Source organism: Arthrobacter sp. TE26545 (genome assembly GCF_056279005.1).
Window position 1 is genome coordinate 898,039 of the sequence record NZ_JBWBQM010000001.1, and the last position, 17,701, is coordinate 915,739.

A 17,701-nucleotide genomic window follows, 5' to 3' on the forward strand; every position below is an offset into this window, starting at 1 on the left:
TCTTTCACCAGTGCTATAAAAAATCTATACCAACCGAAGCAGATCATGGTTGGCTGGGACAACAACAAAGACAACAAATCAGCATCAAGATCTGAAGGAGTGAGAACAACATGCTGATGCGCACTGACCCGTTCCGCGAATTCGACAGGCTCGCCCAACAGGTTTTTGGCACAACAGCACGCCCCGCCGGCATGCCCATGGATGCGTGGCAGGAGGGCGATGAATTCATCGTTGCCCTGGACCTGCCCGGGGTAAGCCCGGAGTCCGTCGAGCTCGACGTCGAACGCAATGTCCTGACAGTCAAGGCCGAGCGCAAGTCGCCGGCGGGTGAGGGCACCGAGATGGTCGCCGCAGAGCGCCCGCAGGGTGTCTTCAGCAGGCAACTCATCCTCGGCGACACCCTGGACACCGACGGCGTCAAGGCCAGCTACGACGCCGGCGTCCTGACCCTGCGTATCCCCGTGGCCGAAAAGGCCAAGCCGCGGCGCATCGAGATCACGTCCAACGAACAACGCCAGGAAATCAACGCCTGATCCGCTCGCTCCGCCATACGGTCCGGTGGCCATGGCGGAGCGCGTGACCGGGAGCATCGGACCGACCGCATCGGAAAACGGGCGCAGGCTTCGCGCCACGCCACAGCGCTTGTTGCGCAGAGGAAACGCGGCCCCCGACGGTGTCTCCCGACGGATGGCCCCCGGTCCGCCCGGGGGCCATCCCCATTTCCAACACCCCGATTTCATAGCACCCTGACCGGGAACCGATCTTGGGAAACAGCCACCCCGACTACTACGAAATCCTGGGCGTGCCGGTTACGGCCACGGCACGCGAGATCACCCGTGCCTACCGCGGCCTGCTGCGGCGGCTCCATCCGGACACCCGCCAGGAAAACCACGACGGCGGCACCTCCGAAGCGCGCGACCTCGAGCGCCTGCATGCCATCATGCAGGCTTACGCGGTCTTGTCGGATGCGGCGAAGCGGGCGGCCTATGACCGCGCCCGCCGCGCCGGAGCCGGCGCTGGGACCGCTGCTGGTCCTGCCGCTGCGAACGGGACCCCCGTGAAGGTGCGTTTTCACCCGGAACCCGGTCACGTACGGCCCGGTCACCCGGAGCCCGGTCACGTACAGCCCGGGGCCGGCGGCCCCGCGCCGAACCAGCCGCTCAGGTATGGACCGACCCGGTGGTCACCCCTGCCCGGCAGCCGGCCTTAGCCGTCGTGCTTGAGGACCTCCGGCAACTCATCCACGTACACGGTCTGCGGCGGCTCGAAGTAGATCACCAGGACGTTCTCGCCCACGGGGAACTCGCTGCTCTTATCGAAAGGGTGGGCGTGGAAGGCGCTCACGCCGCCCCGGTACGGCAGCATCACCTCGCCGATGGTCCCGGGGCCGATCCGGCCCGTGACGCGGCCGATCTTGCCGGTGAGGCTGTGGTCGACGTTCTTATACATGGGGGTCAGGACTTGGGCGTGGTCGGGGGTCGCTTGACGGCGTCCTTCCCGTTCTTCAGCGCCGACGCCAGCGAGGGCAGGAAGTTTCCGACCTGGGACAGGATGCCGCCGACCATGCTGTTGAGGCCCTCGCCGCCGTTCAGCACGGTCAGCTGCCCCACATGCGCGAACGGCTCGGCCGCCGCGGCGACGATGGCCGGCATGTTTTCGGCCAGCTGCTGGGAAATCACCGCATCCTGGTTGGTCTCCAGCGCCTCGCCGCGCGCCTTGATGCCCTCCGCTTCGGCAAGCGCCTTGGCCTTCACGGCCGAGGCGGCGGCGTCGCCGCGGGCCTTCGTTGCGGCGGCCTCGGCCTCGCCGGTGACCCGGGTGGCGCCCGCCATCGCAGCCGCAGCGGCTGCGCTCGCCTGCGCCTCGACTTCCAGCTTCCGGGCGTTGGCCTGGGCCTCGAGTTCGGTGCGCTTGGCCCGTGCCTCCGCGGCGCTGATGTCGGCCGCCTTCTGCGCCTCGGCCTCGGTGCGCTGTGCGTAGGCCTTGGCGTCGGCGGGCTTGCGGATGGTGGTCTGGAGTTTCTGCTCCTCGCGGTCGGCCTCGAGCTTGGCCACTTCGGTTTCCTGCACCACCACCTGCTGGCGGGCGGTCGCGTCGGCGAGCGGGCCGGCCTGGGCGGCGTTGGCCCGTGCCTTTTCGGCGTTTGCCTGCGCCGCGGACTGCTTGATGGCCGAGAGGCTCTGCGCGTCGGCGATCTGGGCCGCGGCTTCGGCCTCCTTCTCGGCGGCCTCCCGGTTCCTGGTGGCCTCGGCGATCCGGGCCTCCATCTTGACCTGGGCGATGTGCGGCTTGGCGAGGTTCTGGATGTAGCCGGTGGGATCCTGCAGGTCCTTGATCTGCAGGGAGTCCACCACGAGGCCGAGTTTCTCCATTTCGACGCCGCTCGCACTGCGGACCAGCGAGGCCAGCTTGTCGCGTTCACGGATGATCTCCTCGACCGTCATGCTGCCGATGATCGAGCGCAGGTGGCCTTCGAAGACGTTGTAGACCTGGCTTTCCATCTTGGGCTGCTGGCCCAGGAACCGCCGGGCGGCATTGGCGATGAATGCGGGCGAATCGCCGATCTTGTAGATCACCACGCCTTCCACCACCACCTGGATGCCCTGGGACGTGACGCAGTTGACCTGCAGTTCCGTCTCGTTCAGGGTCAGCGCAAGGGTCCTGACAGTCTGCAGGCCGGGGACCACCAGGGCGCCTTTGCCGGTGACGATCTTGAAGTCCATGCCGTCCGTGTTTTCGAGGGTTCCGCGGGTCAGGCCGGAGATGATCAGGGCCTCGTTCGGTTCGGCCACTTTCCACATCGCCTTGGTGAGGCCCCAGACGACCCCGATGACGATCAGCACACCGATGATTCCGAAAGCAAGCGGCAGGAAAGCTACAAGGTCTCCCATGACTGATCCTCTCAGCGTCAGTGAACAGGCTCCGTGGTGGACCCCCAAATAGGCCGGGCTGCCGGTTCTTAGGACAGTCTGTGCAAGTAGATGGATGGAAGTCCAGTGATTTTTGGCCCGGACCGGGGCGGCCAGCCGCGCGGCGACCGGCGCGCGGCGACAGGCGGGCGGCGGTCCGAGAAACAAGAGTTGACGCAGCCCCGGCAGCTTCGCCGGATTGACTGCGCCAACCCTTTCTTGATGACTCGTTAGATTGAGCTGTGCTCGCTATTCATTGGCCACTCCTCATCGTCCCGGGATTGCCAGATCCGGGCTACTTTCTCCGATCGGCCTGGTTGGGCCAGAACATCCAGCCGGCAGTCATCATCAGGATTCCAAGCACCAGGTGCGTCCAGTTGTCCAGGATGTTCACCGAGAGGAAGTTCGCAGCTGACTCCTCCCCGACGCCCAGCCCGTAGGCACTCAGCAGCACATACAGGGCGCCGAAGCCATAAAGGAACGCCCGTGCTCCGGACGACGTGCGGGACATGAACCAGCCGCTCACCCCGATGGCCAGCTGCAGCAAGTTCAGCAGCATGGACACCTGGAACAAGCCCAGCAGCATGGCATGCGAACCTGGCCCGAAGAACTGCATCTGCGCGTACTGGGTAGTGATGCCGGGAACGAAGCCCAGCACTCCCACCAGCGCTACAAGCAGGGCCACGCCGAGGCCGGCGACCTGGATGTCCTGGCGCCCGAAATGGACTCCTTGTGCATGTGACGCCGCGCTGCTCATATGCCCTCCAACCATTCCGTGGGAACACTCCCCATCTTACGTCCGGGCAGCTGAAAAGGCGCCCGACGGCGGCCCCTGCCTACCGCAACAGGCTGCCGGTCCGCGGGCGCGCGGGGCAGTCGTCAAAACAGCCGCGCGCCAGCGCGCCCGACCGGCCCGGGCAGGGCCTTCGTGGCACGATTGGAACACGATGAAATTGCGTGCTGACCAGACCGGAAACCGTGGCCTCCCGATGCCCCTGGCGCTCCAGGGAGCGCTCGAATCGGCGCAAGCCGCCATCATCTCCGCGCTGGTGGTGATCCTGCCCCTCGCCGGTGTCTGGGCCACCGACGGATTCGAGAACCGCAAGATCGACTTCCTGGCCCGGCTGGCCGGCCAGGCCTGGTTGCTCATCCACGGCGTGCCCCTCCAGTTGGCGTCCGTCAACCTCGGCACTGCAGCCCAGCCGGGCAGCGGCGTCCTCTCCTTGTTCCCCCTGGGCCTGACCCTCATTCCCTTCCTTCTGGCCTGGCGTGCCGGGCGCCGCCTGGCCCGGGCTTCCTACACGGATCAGTTGTGGCAGGCCTTCCTGGGTGCGGTCCTGGTCTACGGTGCCTTTGGTGCCGCCACCGGTTTCGTGTGCCGTACGCAGGAAGTGGTGATCAACATCTGGCTCGCCATGCTCCTGCCGCTGATCCCCTTCGGCTTGGGGATGGTGGTGGGAGCCCGCCGGGAAGCAGGTTCCTGGAGCAGGCTCATCGGCGTGGACGCAGTGGACTGGATCGCGCGTACCAGCCAGCACTCCCGCTGGGCCGGTTCCTATTTCGCGTCCGCCATCAAGGCAGGTTCCGTGGCGCTCATGGCCTCGCTCGCCTTGGCCGCCCTGCTGCTCGCGGTGGACCTCGGTATCCACTGGGCGGAGATCATCGCCGTATTCGAAGGCCTCAAGGCCGGGGCGCTCGGTGGTGCCGTGCTCACCATCGCCCAGCTCGGCTACCTGCCCAACCTGGTGGTCTTCACCCTGGCCTGGAGTTCGGGCGCAGGTTTCTCGCTGGGAGTCGGCTCGCACGCCGGACCGCTGGGCACCGCCGTCGGGCCGCTGCCCGCCATCCCGGTCTTCGGTGGGCTGCCCACCGGACACCTGGAGTTCGGCGTGGTGGCCCTGGTGCTTCCCGTGCTGGCCGGCGTGCTGGCCGGCTGGTGGTTCCTGCGCGAGGGCGAAAACCACTTCGACGAATGGCTTTCCATCAAGATCAGGGCCCGCTGGTTCACCGCCGCCGCGTCCACCGTGGTGCTCGGTGCGTTGATCGGGGCCGTCACAGGCGTCCTTGCCGGTGCGCTGGCCTGGATCGCGCGGGGCTCAGCCGGGGTCGGCCGCCTCACGGAGATCGGACCGGACCCGCTGTGGACGGCAGCCTGGCTGGCCGCGGAGGTGGGGACCGGCGTCGTAATCGGCTACTCGGCCGGGCCGTGGCTGGAACGCCGGCAGAAGCTGCGCGAGGCGGACCTGGAGACCGCCAAGTTCTAGGGCCGCAGCGCCGGGGGCAGGGAATTCTCGAAGGCCGCCGTGCAGCTGCTCCGGGCCTGTTCTGTCAGGGAGTCGCGGGCGCACTCCTGGAAGGCGCTGACCTGCGTGAAGAACAAGATAGAGAACACCACCAGCAGCCCCAGTACCGCCGAAACCAGAAGCCCGGAAATGGTCCCGTACAGCAGGATCCGGCTCTGCCGCAGCCGCACCGTGCGGACCACCACCACAACGCCAAGCACCCAGGCCGCCAGGGTGAGGATGCCGCACAGCCACACGTAGCTGACGTTGAGGGTGTAAACGAACGCCGCGCCCAGCACGGTCAACAGGAAGCTTCGGAACAAGAGCTGCGTGCGGGACTGCGCGGCTTCCGCAGCCTCCCCGTGAGCTGGCAGCTGCGGGCGGGGTGCGGCGTCGGGGTTCATGTTTTCCAGCCTACGCGAGGCAGCCATAAGCTATTGCAATGCGCATTGTTGTCCTCGTCTCCGGCACCGGTTCCAATCTCCAAGCGGTCATCGACGCCGTCAAAGCGGGGGAGCTCGACGTCGAGATCGCCGCCGTGGGCGCCGACCGCGAAGACACCTATGGCGTGCAGCGCTCGGCAGACGCCGGCCTGGAAACCTTCGTGGTGAATTTCAACTCCTTCGAAACCCGCGCCGAATGGGACGCCGCCCTGACCGCGAAGGTGGCCTCGTACCAGCCCGACGTGGTGGTCTCCTCGGGCTTCATGCGGATCGTCAGCCCCGAGTTCATCGACACCTTCCACGGCAAGTACCTCAACACCCACCCGGCCCTGCTGCCCGCGTTCCCCGGCGCCCACGGCGTACGCGACGCCCTCGCCTACGGCGTGAAGGTCACCGGCTGCACCGTCCACTGGGCGGACGCCGGCGTGGACACCGGCCCCATCATCGCCCAGGAAGCCGTGACCATCCTCCCCGGTGACGACCAGGACTCCCTCCACGAACGCATCAAAGTGGTTGAGCGCAAGCTGCTTGTCAGCACTTTGTCAGACATCGCCCAGAATCGCTTGCTATAAAGACATCGCACGCCGGGCGGAACAGGCCATTGCGCGCCTTGAGTAACACCGGCGGACTTGCGAGGAATGGTCATGGGATTTTGGAAACCCGTCCTGGATATGGCGGTAACGGGTCCGCGCTTCCTGCTCGCCTGGACCCTCCTGAGCTCGCTCCTGCTGGCCTACCTGCTGTTCAAGAGGCGAAAGGTCCGCTGGTTCGCGGTGGCCGCCGGCGCGCTGGCCGCGGGGACCGCCTTGGGGCTCGGAGTCCTCTGGTACTGCGTCTTCGTTGACAACACCTTCGGCGGACCCCTCATTTCCGAGGTCTGGTTCTGGGCGCCTGCCTCCTTCGCCGCCATCGCGCTCGCCATCGCCAATTTCCGGGGCGGCCGCTGGTGGCGCAGCGTGCTCGCGGCCGGATCCGTCCTGGTGTTCGCGGCGACCGCGGCGTTCCAGGTCAACGCGGCCTACGGGTTGAACCAGACCCTGGGCTCGGTGCTGAACATCAACACCGCGAACACCGTCCGCATCCCGCTCCGCTCCTCGTGGCTCAAGGGTTCGGAGCTGCCGCTGTACAAGACGTGGACGGCCCCTGCCGACATGCCGCAGGCCGGCCTGAGGGGCAAGACGCCCCTGCCCATCCCGGCCAAGCACTCCGGCTTCCAGGCACGCTGGTCCGGCCTCTACCTTCCTCCGGCGGCCCTGGTGAAGCATCCTCCGCTCCTGCCATTCATGATCATGATGATGGGGCAGCCGGGAGCGCCCAGTCCGCAGCCCGCCGCCAACGTTGCCGACGCGATGGCCGCCAGGAACCACGGCCTGGCGCCCATCATCCTGGTGGTCGACCAGCTCGGGGATCCCTACAGCGACCCGCTCTGCCTGGACTCGAACCGGGGCAAGGTGGAGAGCTACGTGATGCAGGACGTCCTGCCCTGGGCCCGCGCCAACCTGCCCATCATGCAGGACAGGAAGCACTGGGCCTTCGCCGGATATTCGGACGGCGGGGTCTGCGCCAGCTACTTCGCGGCCAAGTACCCCCAGGATTTCGGCAGCTTCATTTCGATCTCCGGGGAAGAGTTCCAGGGTTCTGAAAAGCCCGCCTACAACCTGGCCACGGTGTTCGGTGGGAAGCAGCAGGACTACGACGCCGTGAAGCCCCGCAACATCATGCTCGCCCACGGCCGCTACGAAGACATGGTTGCCGTGTACACGGCCGGGAGCAAGGACCCGGACTACACCAAACAGGCGCAACGCATGCTCGCCACCGCCCTGCAGGTGGGAATCAAGGCGTCCTTCTACAGCGTTCCGGGAGCCGGCCACGTTCGCAACGCCGTCGCCGGAGGGCTCGCCGAAGCCTTCCGGATCCTCTACCCGCGTTGGGGATTGTCGCCGTCATGAACAACAACATCACCCGGCAGCGTCCACCCGCCCAAAGCGGAGCGGAGAGCCTGCCGGCGGGGCGGCGCAGCCATTTGCAAAACACCAAGGAGCGCCTGGACGGCTTCTTCCGGCGCATTCCCTTTTCCTTCCTGATGGCGGCCGTGTTCCTCGCCGCGGCGGTGTTCAGCCGCACGCTGTTCGGCATGGATGCCGCCCGGATCTGGGGCCAGGGCGTGGACGCCACCTTCGAAGGAGGCCGGTGGTGGACCCTGCTCACGGCCCTGCTGGTCCCCCAGGACGCCACGGCAACCGCCTTGGCCGCGATCGGGGCGGTCCTCCTCCTCGGCCTGGCGGAACGGACCCTCGGGACCCGGAAGGCCGCGCTCGCCTTCCTCACGACAGGGCTGGCGGGCGGGTTCCTGGGCATCCTGCTGCAATGGCTGGGAACCCTCACCTGGGAATGGTGGTCCACCAGCGCCTCCACCTCTGCCACGGTGGATCCGCTGACCGGCGTCCTGGGCGCCCTCTCCACCGCCACGGGCAGCATGGGGCTGCTGTGGAGGCGCCGGATCAGGGTGGTGCTGCTGACGTTTGTCCTCATCTTCGTCCTCTACTCGGGGGATCCCGAGGACTTCTACCGGCTCCTGGCCGTGCTGGCCGGCCTCCCGTTGGGGGCATGGCTGAGGACCAGCAAACGCCCGCTCCACGTGGCCTACAGCTCCCACCGGGAGACCCGCACGCTCGTTGCCGCCGTCGTCCTGGTCACGGCGGTGGGACCGCTGGTGGCCTTCCTGGGCAGCACGGACCTGACGCCTTTCGCCTTCGGTTCCTACCTGTTCATGAACGACCCCGTGGATCCCGGCACGCTCGCCGCCGCCTGCCACGGCGATCTCCCGCTGTCCCGGCTCTGCATCCACCAGCTGGCCAGGATCGGTTCGCAGGGGCCGGGCATGGTGGCCCTTGCCTTCGTACCCGTGGTGCTCCTGGGCCTGGCGGCGTGGGGATTGTACCGGGGCCGGCGTTTCGGCTGGTGGCTCGCGGTGGGCGTGAACACGGCCATCCTGCTGGCTTCCCCCGGATCCTTCAGCGTCGTGCGGCTCATCGGGCAGGCGGGAACTGCCGTGCACCGCCCGTTCAACGGCCAGGAACTCGTCATCTGGATGCTCACGGCGGCACTGGTGCCGGCGGCGTCGCTGATCATGCTCGTGCTCAAACGCAGGCACTTCGGAATCCATGCGCCCCGGCGGGCTTTCCGCCGTTTCCTCCTGGTGCTGCTGGGCTCCTTCCTGGTCCTGGCAGGTGCCTGCACGGTGGCCGCCCTCTCGGCGCTGAAGTCGATTGCCCCGCGCATCACCGCCTCAGGAGTGTTCCTCGATGCGCCGCGCCGCTTCGTGCCGCCGCATTTCCTTAGCGGGCCTGGACATTTCGTCCTCCCACGGCACACGGTGGTGAGCTGGGCCTACCAATGGAGCGGACCCGCCTTCTGGGCGGTCTTCGTCGTGGCCGCCCTGTGGCTGCTCTCGCGCTCGCCCCGCCTCGCGGTAGCGCACGACGTCGAGAAGTTCCGTGCGCTGTTGCGCCGCCGCGGCGGCGGCTCGCTGGGGCATATGACCACCTGGGAGGGCAACACGCCGTGGTTCACCCGCGACGGCGAGGGAGCCTTGGCGTACCGCGAGGTCAACGGGCAGGCCATCGTGCTGGGCGAGCCCGTCTGCGCCCCGGACCGGGTGGAGCAGACCATCCGGGAGTTCCTGGTGTTCTGCGATGAACACAACTGGACCCCCGTCTTCTATTCCTTCCATTCCGGGCTGCTGCCTGTCTTTGAGCACCTCGGCTGGCGGCACATGCCGGTCGGGGAAGAAACGGTGATCCACACCGAAGGACTCACCATGCAGGGCAAACACTGGCAGAGCGTGCGGACCGCGCTCAACAAGGCGGTCCGTGAGGGCAGGACGGCGGTGTGGACCTCGTGGAGTGAGTTGCCGTTCGCGGCAACCACGGAGATCGTGGCGATCTCCGAATCCTGGGTGGCGGAGAACAAGCTGCCCGAGATGGGGTTCACGCTCGGCGGCCTGGAAGAACTCAAGGACCCGGATGTCCGCCTCATGCTTGCCGTTGCCGAGGACGGGCGCATCGAAGCGCTGACGTCCTGGATGCCGGTGCACGAAGACGGCGAAGTCGTGGCCTGGACTCTCGACTTCATGCGCCGTGCCCCCGAATCCCACAACGGCGTCATGGAATTCCTGATCGCCTCCGCCGCGCTGCATCTGCAGGAGGCGGGCGCCCGGTTCGTGAGCCTGTCCGGTGCGCCGCTGGCCACCAAGCCCGTGCCCGCGGACGCAACGCCGGAGGCACCCGCGGCAGGCATCGCCGCCTTCCTTGCCTGGCTTTCCAGGACGTTGGAGCCGGCCTATGGTTTCGGTTCCCTGTTCCGGTTCAAGGCGAAGTTCCACCCTGAATACTCCACGCTGTTCATGGCCTTCCCCGATTTCTCGGCCCTGCCGCGCATCGGCATGGCCCTGGCGCGCGCCTACCTGCCCGAGGTGTCCACCAAGGAAAGCATGGTCCTTGCCCGCGTGCTGGGGCGCCGGGACTGACCTTTTCGGCGGCGCATGGGCTCAGTCGAGCGCGCGCTGCTTGGTTTCCGGGGCGAAAAGCCCCATCCAGATGACTGCCAGCAGCACCAGGCCGCCGGCCAGCGCGAAGGACGTGGCCAGGCCGAAGGTGGGCCAGAAGAACGAGGCGAACACCAGGGGTCCGAAGCCGGCTCCGAGGCGGGAGAATGTCGACGCCCAGCCGAAGCCCGAGCCGCGAAGTTCGGTGGGGTAGAGCTCAGACACGTAGGCGTACAGCACCGGGATGGCCACCTGCACCACGAAGCCGAAGACCAGCAGCCAGAACACCGCCGCGGACGGAATGTCCACCACCAGCGCCACCACCACGAGCGTCCCGGCGGACAACGGACCGCTGACCGCCAGGATCCATTTGCGGCCCAGGCGCTCCACGAGCAGCGCTGCCGCCACCACGCCCAGGAGCCCGACGGCGGCCATTCCCGCCGTCGTCAGGAAGGCCTTGTACTCCTCGAACCCGGCGCCGATCAGGATGCGCGGCATCCAGGTCAGGCTCAGGTAGTACACGAGAAGGACGGTGAAGAACAAAGCCCACGCCGCCGTCGTGATCTTCCAGCTGAACTGCCACAGGCTGCGCAACTGGGTCCAGGCGCTCCCGGCGGAAAGCCGCGGAGCGGCCTGGGGATCGGGCAGGCTGTAGGCGCGCGGCGGCGCGCCGGTGGCGGCCACGAGGGCGTCGATGACTTCCGCGGCCTCCTTGCGGCGGCCCTTGCGGATCAGGAAGAGCGGGGATTCGGGCACGCTGCGCCGCACCCAGAACACCAGCAGGGCCGGCAGCACCATCACCAGCATGGTCAGGCGCCAGTCGGCGAAGGCGGCCATGAGCCCGGCGGACACGAAACCGCACAGCGCGGCACCCACCGGCCACCAGCCGTCCATCGCCGTGAGCACCCGGCCGCGCTGCTTCCGCGGCGTGAACTCGCCCACCAGGGCATAGTCCACCGGGATGCAGCCGCCCAGCCCGAAGCCGGCCATGAACCGGAAGACGCAGAACCACAGGAAATCCGGGGCGAAGGCGCCCAGCACGGTGAAGAGCGAGAAGATCAGCAGCGTGGCGGTGAAGGCCTTCCTACGCCCGATCGTGTCCGCGATGGTTCCCCAGGCGAAGGCGCCCAGGGCCATTCCGATCAGGTTGGCCGTGCCGATCCATGCGGCGTCGGCCGGCTCGAGGGACCAGTGTTTGGAGAGCAGGGGAATGAGGATGCCGTTGAGCGTGACGTCCCAGGCATCGAACATGAAGCCCAGCCCGCCGATCAGGAAAATCCGGCCCTGGACGGCCCACCGCCACGGCAGTTCCTGGACCACCTGCTCGCCGCTGGGCACTGACGTGTACGTGTTCATCTTCCCCTCCTGGGGAAAACTTTAGCGGTGGTTTTCTATCGCTTTCCGCAGGAAGCCGCCGGCCTCGTCCAGGGCACCCTTCGCCTGCGCCGGATCGATGCCGGTCAGGAGCACCAGGATGGCCGCCTTCACCGATCCGCCCACCGAATCGAGGGCGCGGATGGCGGCGTGGGCATCGGCTCCCGTGGCGTGCTGGATGGTGCGCTGGGAGCGTGCCAGGAGCTTTTCGTTGGTGGCCTTCAGGTCCACCATCAGATTGCCGTAGGTCTTGCCGAGCTTGACCATGGAGAGCGTGCTGATCATGTTCAGCACCAGTTTCTGGGCGGTTCCGGCCTTGAGCCGGGTGGAGCCGGCAACGAACTCCGGGCCCACCACCACGTCGATGGCCACGTCCGCGAGCCTGCCGATGGCGGAGCCGTGGTTGCAGGCGATCGCCGCCGTGAACGCGCCCCGGCTGCGGGCCTCCTCCAGGGCTCCGATCACGTACGGTGTGCGGCCTGAGGCCGAGATGCCAATCACAGCGTCTTTTTCCGTCACGTTGATGTCATGCAGGTCCCGGGCGCCGGCCGTCGCGTTGTCCTCGGCGTACTCCACCGGCTTCTGGATGGCATGCGGGCCGCCGGCAATGATGCCCACCACGAGTTCCGGGCGGGTGCCGAAGGTGGGTGGGCACTCGCTGGCGTCCAGCACGCCCATCCGGCCGGCCGTCCCCGCACCCACGTAGAGCAGGCGGCCGCCGCGCGCGAGCCGCTCCGTAACGGCGTCGATGGTTTGTGCGATGGCGGGCGCGGCTTCCTCGACCGCCGCGGGGACGCCGCGGTTGATCTCGTTCATGGCGGCCACGAGTTCGGCGGTGCCCATGGTGTCGATGCTGTCCAGCGCCGGGGCAGCCTGTTCGGTCTGCAGGCCCGCGAGCTCGGAGCGCAGCCCTTCCAGCGGATCGTTGCTTGCGGCGGTGGGGTCAGTCGGGCCAGTTTGTTCCGTCACGGTGGATGTACCTTTCCTGCAGGAGCCCGCGGCGCGTCGCAGCGAGGGCGGCCCCGTCCATGCCGTCGCCGAGGGGCTCGACCATCTCAATCCCAGCCGAAGCCAGGGTGTTGTGCAAGAGGCCCGCGAAGAACTCCGAGTTCGCCACGCCGCCCAGCACCGCCACGCGGCCGGTGCCGCCGCTGGCGCGCTTGACCGTGCCGGCAAGGATCCTGCACGCCTCATCCACGATTCCGCGCGCGACGGCGTCACCCGCCTCCGCTGCGTGCAGCACCAGGGGAGCGAAGCGGGCCATCGCCCGGGCCGGGTTCTCCATGCCGCCCAGCCAGGCGGGAAGCATGAGGGGCGACTCAACCAAAGCTTCCGCCGCGGCGCTCAGCGAAGTCTCCGGGCCGCCGTCGAACGCCTGCACCACCGCTTCCAGGCCGCGCTGGCCGATCCACCGGCCGCTGCCCCGGTCGCCCAGCAGCGGGCCCCAGCCGTCGGCACGGTGCAGCTGCCCGCCGTCGTCGAAGCGGAACGCCACGGCGCCGGTGCCGACGATGAGCACGGTGCCGGGAGCACCCTGCATGGCACCGAGCTGTGCGGCGGTGGCGTCTGAAAGGACTGCGGCGGGGACGCTGAAGCGGCTGGCGAGCAGGCTGGCCAGTTCGCGGGAGCTCTTGGCAGAGGCCTCGACGCCGGCCACGGCAGCACCGAAACCGGCCAGCGGGGATCCGGAGGGGCCGGTCGCTGTCAGCCCCGGGGGAAGCATCGCGGCCGTCTCTTCGAGCAGCTCGAACGCCAGGCGGGCGCCGTCCGTGACGCCAAGTCCGGGGAAACCATGCTGGTCCGCCGCTGCGAGCACTTCGTCCCCCGAGCGCAGTTCCAGCCTGCACCTGCTCTTGCCGAGATCGGCCACCAGCACCATCGCCGCAGCATTCATGGTCCAACCCTATCTGCGTTGCGGGGCCCGCTCTACGTCCTTTTGGGCGGCCAAAGGACGTAAAGCGGACCCCGCAACGCTGTGGAGGAGGGGTCGCCCCGGGCATGGAAGGGCAACTCTGTGGATAACCCCGGACGACGACGGCCGCCAAGCCAGCATTGACGTATGCGCAAACCACCGCCTCTCCCGGCAACCATCGATCCGCGGGGATTCCTTGTGCGCGACGCATACGCCGCAGGGATTGCGAGATGGCGGCTGGAAAGCAGCGGCCTCGTCACGCCCAGTAGAGGGATGCGGCTTCGTCCGGAGGAAGTTCTGGACCTGGAACTCCTTGCCCGGCTCCACACGGGTGTCACGCCGCGCAGTGCCATCAGCCACACCACTTCTGCCTTGCTGTGGCCGCTTCCCCTGCCGGCAACCCTGGAGGCCGAGGAACGCGGAAACGGACTCATCCATGTCACCCGCCGGGCGGAAATCGGACGGGTCAAGCGCAGGGGAGTCGTCGGACACAGGGCGCCGTTGCTTGCCCGCGACGTGCGCTTCATCAACGGCGTTGCGCTGACCTCTCCGGAACGGACCTGGGTCGATCTTGCCGCAATCCTGGGCCGCGATGCCTTGGTGGCCGCCGGGGACGCCCTGCTCGCCCGGGAGAACCCGTTGTCATCGCTCGAAGCAATCCAAGAGGTGGTGGACCGTCGTCCGAAGGTGAAGGGGATCCGGATGGCGAGGGCAGTCCTTCCCTTGCTGCGCCACGGCGTCGACTCGCCCCTGGAATCGAAGCTGAGGATGAGGATCCTCGACGCCGGCCTGCCGGAACCGCTCGTGACGCAGCCAGTCCACGACACCCACGGGAACTACGTCTCGACGCCGGACTTGCAGTACCGGGAGTATCGGATTGCCCTGGAGTATGAGGGGGAGCACCACCTTACGGATCCTGTGCAATGGGGCCGCGACATTGAACGGGACGACAGGCTGCGGTCAATGGGATGGATCGTGCTGCGTTTCTCCAAGTATCAGTTGCGCCAGGGGTGGCCCGCCTCCGAGCGGAAGCTGCGTAGCGCGCTTGCCGACCGGGGTTGGCGTGCAGCCGCTTAGTGGATTGGCGTTGCGGGGCCTGCTCTACGTGCTTTGGGCGCCCTAAAGGACGAAGAGCAGGCCCCGCAACGCAAGGAACTCCGCCGAGCAGGCCCCGCAACGCAAGAAACGCAATGAAAACGGGGGCCGCCGCCGACGCGATAAACTGTGGCGTATCCCCACCATCTGCGAACCCAACGCGATCCAAGACGGAGATTTTTGTGAGCTTCACGCAGCTTGACCGTGTCCCTATCCGCCGTGCACTCATCTCGGTATACGACAAGACCGGACTGGAGGAGCTCGCAAAGGGCCTGCACGCAGCCGGCGTCTCCATCGTCTCCACCGGTTCCACCGCCAAGAAGATCGCCGCGGCCGGCATCCCGGTCAAGGAAGTCGAAGAAGTCACCGGTTCCCCGGAAATGCTGGACGGCCGCGTGAAGACCCTGCACCCGCGCGTGCACGGCGGAATCCTCGCCGACCGCCGTGTCCAGGCCCACATGGACACCCTCGCCAAGATGGAGATCGAGCCCTTCGACCTCGTGGTGGTCAACCTGTACCCCTTCGTCGAGACGGTCCGCTCCGGCGCCGGCCAGGACGACGTCGTCGAGCAGATCGACATCGGAGGCCCCGCGATGGTGCGCTCGGCCGCGAAGAACCACGCCGCCGTCACGATCGTCACCGACCCTGCCTTCTACGGTTCCGTCGTGGAAGCCGCCGCGGCCGGGGGCTTCGACCTGAAGACCCGCCGCCGCCTGGCCGCCAAGGCCTTCGCGCACACCGCTGCCTACGACAACGCCGTGGCCACCTGGACTGCGTCCCAGTTCCTGGATGAAGACGGCGACGGCATCATCGACTGGCCCGCCTACGCCGGCCTGGCCCTGGAACGCTCCGAGGTACTGCGTTACGGCGAAAACCCGCACCAGCAGGCCGCCCTCTACGTGGACAAGGCCGCCCCGGCCGGCATCGCCCAGGCCGACCAGCTGCACGGCAAGGCCATGAGCTACAACAACTTCGTGGACGCCGACGCCGCCCTGCGCGCCGCCTTCGACTTCGCCGAGCCCGCCGTCGCCGTCGTCAAGCACGCCAACCCCTGCGGCGTGGCCGTCGGTTCCACTGACGCCGCCGACCCGATCGCCGACGCCCACGCCAAGGCCCACGCCTGCGACCCCGTCTCCGCGTTCGGTGGGGTCATCGCCGCGAACCGCACTGTCACGGCGGGCATGGCACGCACCGTTGCGGGCATCTTCACCGAAGTCGTCATCGCCCCCGACTTCGAGCCCGAAGCCGTGGAGATCCTCTCCAAGAAGAAGAACATCCGCCTGCTCGCCCTGCCCGAGGGCTACGGCCGCTACCCGGCCGAAATGCGCCAGGTCTCCGGCGGTGTGCTGGTGCAGATGAGCGACAAGGTGGACGCCGACGGCGACAACCCCGCCAACTGGACCCTCGCCGCGGGCGAGGCTGCTGACGAGGCCACCCTCGCGGACCTTGCCTTCGCCTGGACCGCCTGCCGCGCCGCCAAGTCCAACGCCATCCTGCTGGCCGACAACGGCGCAGCCGTGGGCATCGGCATGGGCCAGGTCAACCGCCTGGACTCCTGCAAACTGGCCGTCGAGCGCGCCAACACCCTGGGCGTCACCGTGGAGTCCGACGTCGACGGTGCCGGCGGTGCATCCAACGCCTCTGCTGCGGGGGCACCTGAGCGCGCCCGCGGTGCCGTGGCTGCCTCGGACGCGTTCTTCCCGTTCGCTGACGGCCTGCAGATCCTGATCGACGCCGGTGTCCGCGCCGTAGTGCAGCCCGGCGGATCCGTCCGGGACGAGGAAGTCATCGCCGCGGCCAACGCCGCCGGCATCACGATGTACTTCACCGGCGCACGCCACTTCTTCCACTGAGCTCCACCTGCATCGATTGCTGAGGCAACGTCGTTTTGAGCCTTCAAAACGACGTCTGGGCCCACGCCGGCAGGGTTCCCTGGCCGAGCTTGCGAGGCCAGGGAGCCGACGGGGAGCAATCGATGAAGAAGAACAGCGAAACGGCGGCCGGCCCCTCATAGGGGGCGGCCGCCGTCGTCGTTAACCCTGCTGAGGAAACCGACCCCGCCTAGTTGGCGGAAGCGTTGTTGTAGGCCTGTTGGATGACCGAACCCCAGTACGGGCCGTACATGGTGGTGGAGCGGCTGCCGTAACCGTAGCTGTTGATCGAGTTCTGGTAGCCCTCGGAGTTGCTGCCGATGAACCATGGCCCGCCGGAGGAGCCGCCGGTCATGTCGCAGGGGATGCCCTGGGTGGTGCCGCCCGGGTTGATGGTGTCGTCAAAGGCGGTGCCGGTGCAGGCCTTGAGCGACTGGCCGTCGAAGGGGCTCGCGGCAGGGTAACCGAAGGCCTTGTAGCTCAGGCCGCGGCTTGCGTTGAACTCGACGCCGGAGGCACCCACTGTGTCGGAGAGGGTCTGGCCGTTCAGGGGCGAGACGACGGCGAAGCCGGTGTCGTACTGGATGTCCCCGCCCGAGCTCCACTGGTTGGTGGTGTACAGGGCGCGGGCAGTCCACTTCCCGTAGGGGGCCGCGCCGTTGAGGTACGCGGGGACGAAGACGAAGTTGGTGGCGAAGGCTCCGGGTCCTTCATTCAGGCAGTGGCCGGCGGTGGAGACGGTGCTCTCGTTGGTGGAGGCGACCGAGTTGCCGGAGCAGACGTAGTTGACGCCGCCGAGGGTGAAAAAGACCTTGCCGATGTGCGGCACCGGGTTTTCGTCGGTGTGCAGCGAGGGCTTGCCCTTGCCCGCCTTGCCGGAAATCCTGGTGGACTGGCCCTGTTCGACGGCGGCCCGGGCCGTGCTCTTGCCGCGCGCCACGGCCTTCTGCGCCAGGACATCGCCCGGGATTGCCGAGCGCATCCGTTCGGGGGTCCAATAGTCGGCCACGCCGCTGGTCTGGAGGGTGGCGCTGACTGTGTGGGACACCTCCTTGGCGTCCGGGGAAACGGAGGTCGCGGCCGCTCCTCCTGCGGACGTGAATGCGAACATTGCGGCTGCGGAGAGACCAAGGAGGCTTGTGGCCAGGGTCTTGTTTCTTGTCACGATTGTCCTGACTTTCGGTGGGGAAATCGGCCCGGGCGGAGGCGCCGCCGCGGGATAACGGAATGAAATTACCCGGGCTGTGACAGTTTTGTAAATAGATGTTT

General features: G+C 67.6%; 16 protein-coding genes. 8 read left to right on the top strand and 8 right to left on the bottom strand.

Translation table 11 applies throughout. The features are described 5' to 3' along the window. Positions 1-110 precede the first annotated feature (110 nt). On the top strand, positions 111-533 hold the full coding sequence (locus ACZ9CK_RS04015) for an Hsp20/alpha crystallin family protein (RefSeq protein ID WP_476049320.1): 423 nt from the start codon (positions 111-113) through the stop codon (positions 531-533). A 230-nt stretch (positions 534-763) separates the two neighbouring features. Continuing rightward, positions 764-1,210 carry a J domain-containing protein gene (locus tag ACZ9CK_RS04020; RefSeq protein WP_476049321.1) on the top strand — a complete coding sequence of 149 codons (447 nt, stop codon included), beginning with the start codon at positions 764-766 and terminating at the stop codon, positions 1,208-1,210. Here the strand turns inward: ACZ9CK_RS04020 and ACZ9CK_RS04025 are convergent. From ACZ9CK_RS04025 to ACZ9CK_RS04035, 3 genes are all read right to left on the bottom strand, one after another. Beyond that, positions 1,207-1,449, bottom strand: coding sequence for a hypothetical protein (locus tag ACZ9CK_RS04025; RefSeq protein ID WP_426302464.1), 243 nt, complete (start codon positions 1,447-1,449; stop codon positions 1,207-1,209). The two genes, ACZ9CK_RS04020 and ACZ9CK_RS04025, sit on opposite strands and share 4 nt — an antisense overlap. Before the next feature lie 5 nt (positions 1,450-1,454). Then, positions 1,455-2,891, bottom strand: a complete 1,437-nt coding sequence (locus ACZ9CK_RS04030) for a flotillin family protein (protein WP_426302465.1) — start codon at positions 2,889-2,891, stop codon at positions 1,455-1,457. 313 nt (positions 2,892-3,204) lie between these two features. Next, on the bottom strand, positions 3,205-3,666 hold the full coding sequence (locus ACZ9CK_RS04035; RefSeq protein ID WP_426302466.1) for a DUF4383 domain-containing protein: 462 nt from the start codon (positions 3,664-3,666) through the stop codon (positions 3,205-3,207). 190 nt (positions 3,667-3,856) lie between these two features. Between ACZ9CK_RS04035 and ACZ9CK_RS04040 the strand changes: the two genes are divergently transcribed. Then, entirely contained in the window at positions 3,857-5,173 is a 1,317-nt protein-coding gene (locus ACZ9CK_RS04040; RefSeq protein WP_476049322.1) for a cell division protein PerM, read from the top strand. Here the strand turns inward: ACZ9CK_RS04040 and ACZ9CK_RS04045 are convergent. Beyond that, positions 5,170-5,595, bottom strand: a complete 426-nt coding sequence (locus tag ACZ9CK_RS04045; RefSeq protein ID WP_426302468.1) for a hypothetical protein — start codon at positions 5,593-5,595, stop codon at positions 5,170-5,172. The two genes, ACZ9CK_RS04040 and ACZ9CK_RS04045, sit on opposite strands and share 4 nt — an antisense overlap. Positions 5,596-5,633: 38 nt before the next feature. On the opposite strand from ACZ9CK_RS04045, the gene purN reads away from it, so the two are divergent. From purN to ACZ9CK_RS04060, 3 genes are all read left to right on the top strand, one after another. Further along, positions 5,634-6,206, top strand: coding sequence for a phosphoribosylglycinamide formyltransferase (gene purN, locus ACZ9CK_RS04050; RefSeq protein WP_120522597.1), 573 nt, complete (start codon positions 5,634-5,636; stop codon positions 6,204-6,206). 72 nt (positions 6,207-6,278) lie between these two features. After that, positions 6,279-7,583, top strand: coding sequence for an alpha/beta hydrolase (locus tag ACZ9CK_RS04055; protein WP_476049323.1), 1,305 nt, complete (start codon positions 6,279-6,281; stop codon positions 7,581-7,583). Further along, positions 7,580-10,162 carry a phosphatidylglycerol lysyltransferase domain-containing protein gene (locus ACZ9CK_RS04060; RefSeq protein ID WP_476049324.1) on the top strand — a complete coding sequence of 861 codons (2,583 nt, stop codon included), beginning with the start codon at positions 7,580-7,582 and terminating at the stop codon, positions 10,160-10,162. The genes ACZ9CK_RS04055 and ACZ9CK_RS04060 overlap by 4 nt, the downstream gene beginning before the upstream one ends. 21 nt (positions 10,163-10,183) lie before the next feature. On the opposite strand, the gene ACZ9CK_RS04065 is transcribed toward ACZ9CK_RS04060, so the two are convergent. Genes ACZ9CK_RS04065 through ACZ9CK_RS04075 form a run of 3 tightly spaced genes read right to left on the bottom strand, consistent with a single transcriptional unit; the run spans position 10,184 to position 13,448 of the window. Then, positions 10,184-11,536, bottom strand: a complete 1,353-nt coding sequence (locus ACZ9CK_RS04065) for an MFS transporter (protein WP_426302472.1) — start codon at positions 11,534-11,536, stop codon at positions 10,184-10,186. 21 nt (positions 11,537-11,557) lie between these two features. Then, positions 11,558-12,523, bottom strand: a complete 966-nt coding sequence (gene murQ / locus ACZ9CK_RS04070) for an N-acetylmuramic acid 6-phosphate etherase (protein ID WP_426302473.1) — start codon at positions 12,521-12,523, stop codon at positions 11,558-11,560. Continuing rightward, on the bottom strand, positions 12,498-13,448 hold the full coding sequence (locus ACZ9CK_RS04075) for an N-acetylglucosamine kinase (RefSeq protein WP_476049325.1): 951 nt from the start codon (positions 13,446-13,448) through the stop codon (positions 12,498-12,500). The genes murQ and ACZ9CK_RS04075 overlap by 26 nt, the downstream gene beginning before the upstream one ends. Positions 13,449-13,739: 291 nt before the next feature. Here ACZ9CK_RS04075 and ACZ9CK_RS04080 point away from each other — a divergent pair, with 291 nt between their 5' ends. Both ACZ9CK_RS04080 and purH read left to right on the top strand, forming a co-directional pair. Beyond that, positions 13,740-14,543 carry an endonuclease domain-containing protein gene (locus ACZ9CK_RS04080; RefSeq protein WP_476049326.1) on the top strand — a complete coding sequence of 268 codons (804 nt, stop codon included), beginning with the start codon at positions 13,740-13,742 and terminating at the stop codon, positions 14,541-14,543. Between the two features lie 200 nt (positions 14,544-14,743). Continuing rightward, positions 14,744-16,414: a bifunctional phosphoribosylaminoimidazolecarboxamide formyltransferase/IMP cyclohydrolase gene (gene purH / locus ACZ9CK_RS04085; RefSeq protein WP_476049327.1), complete on the top strand. Its 1,671-nt coding sequence runs from the start codon at positions 14,744-14,746 to the stop codon at positions 16,412-16,414. 208 nt (positions 16,415-16,622) lie between these two features. Here purH and ACZ9CK_RS04090 read toward each other — a convergent pair whose 3' ends face one another. Further along, positions 16,623-17,597: a trypsin-like serine peptidase gene (locus ACZ9CK_RS04090; RefSeq protein WP_426302477.1), complete on the bottom strand. Its 975-nt coding sequence runs from the start codon at positions 17,595-17,597 to the stop codon at positions 16,623-16,625. Positions 17,598-17,701 lie beyond the last annotated feature (104 nt).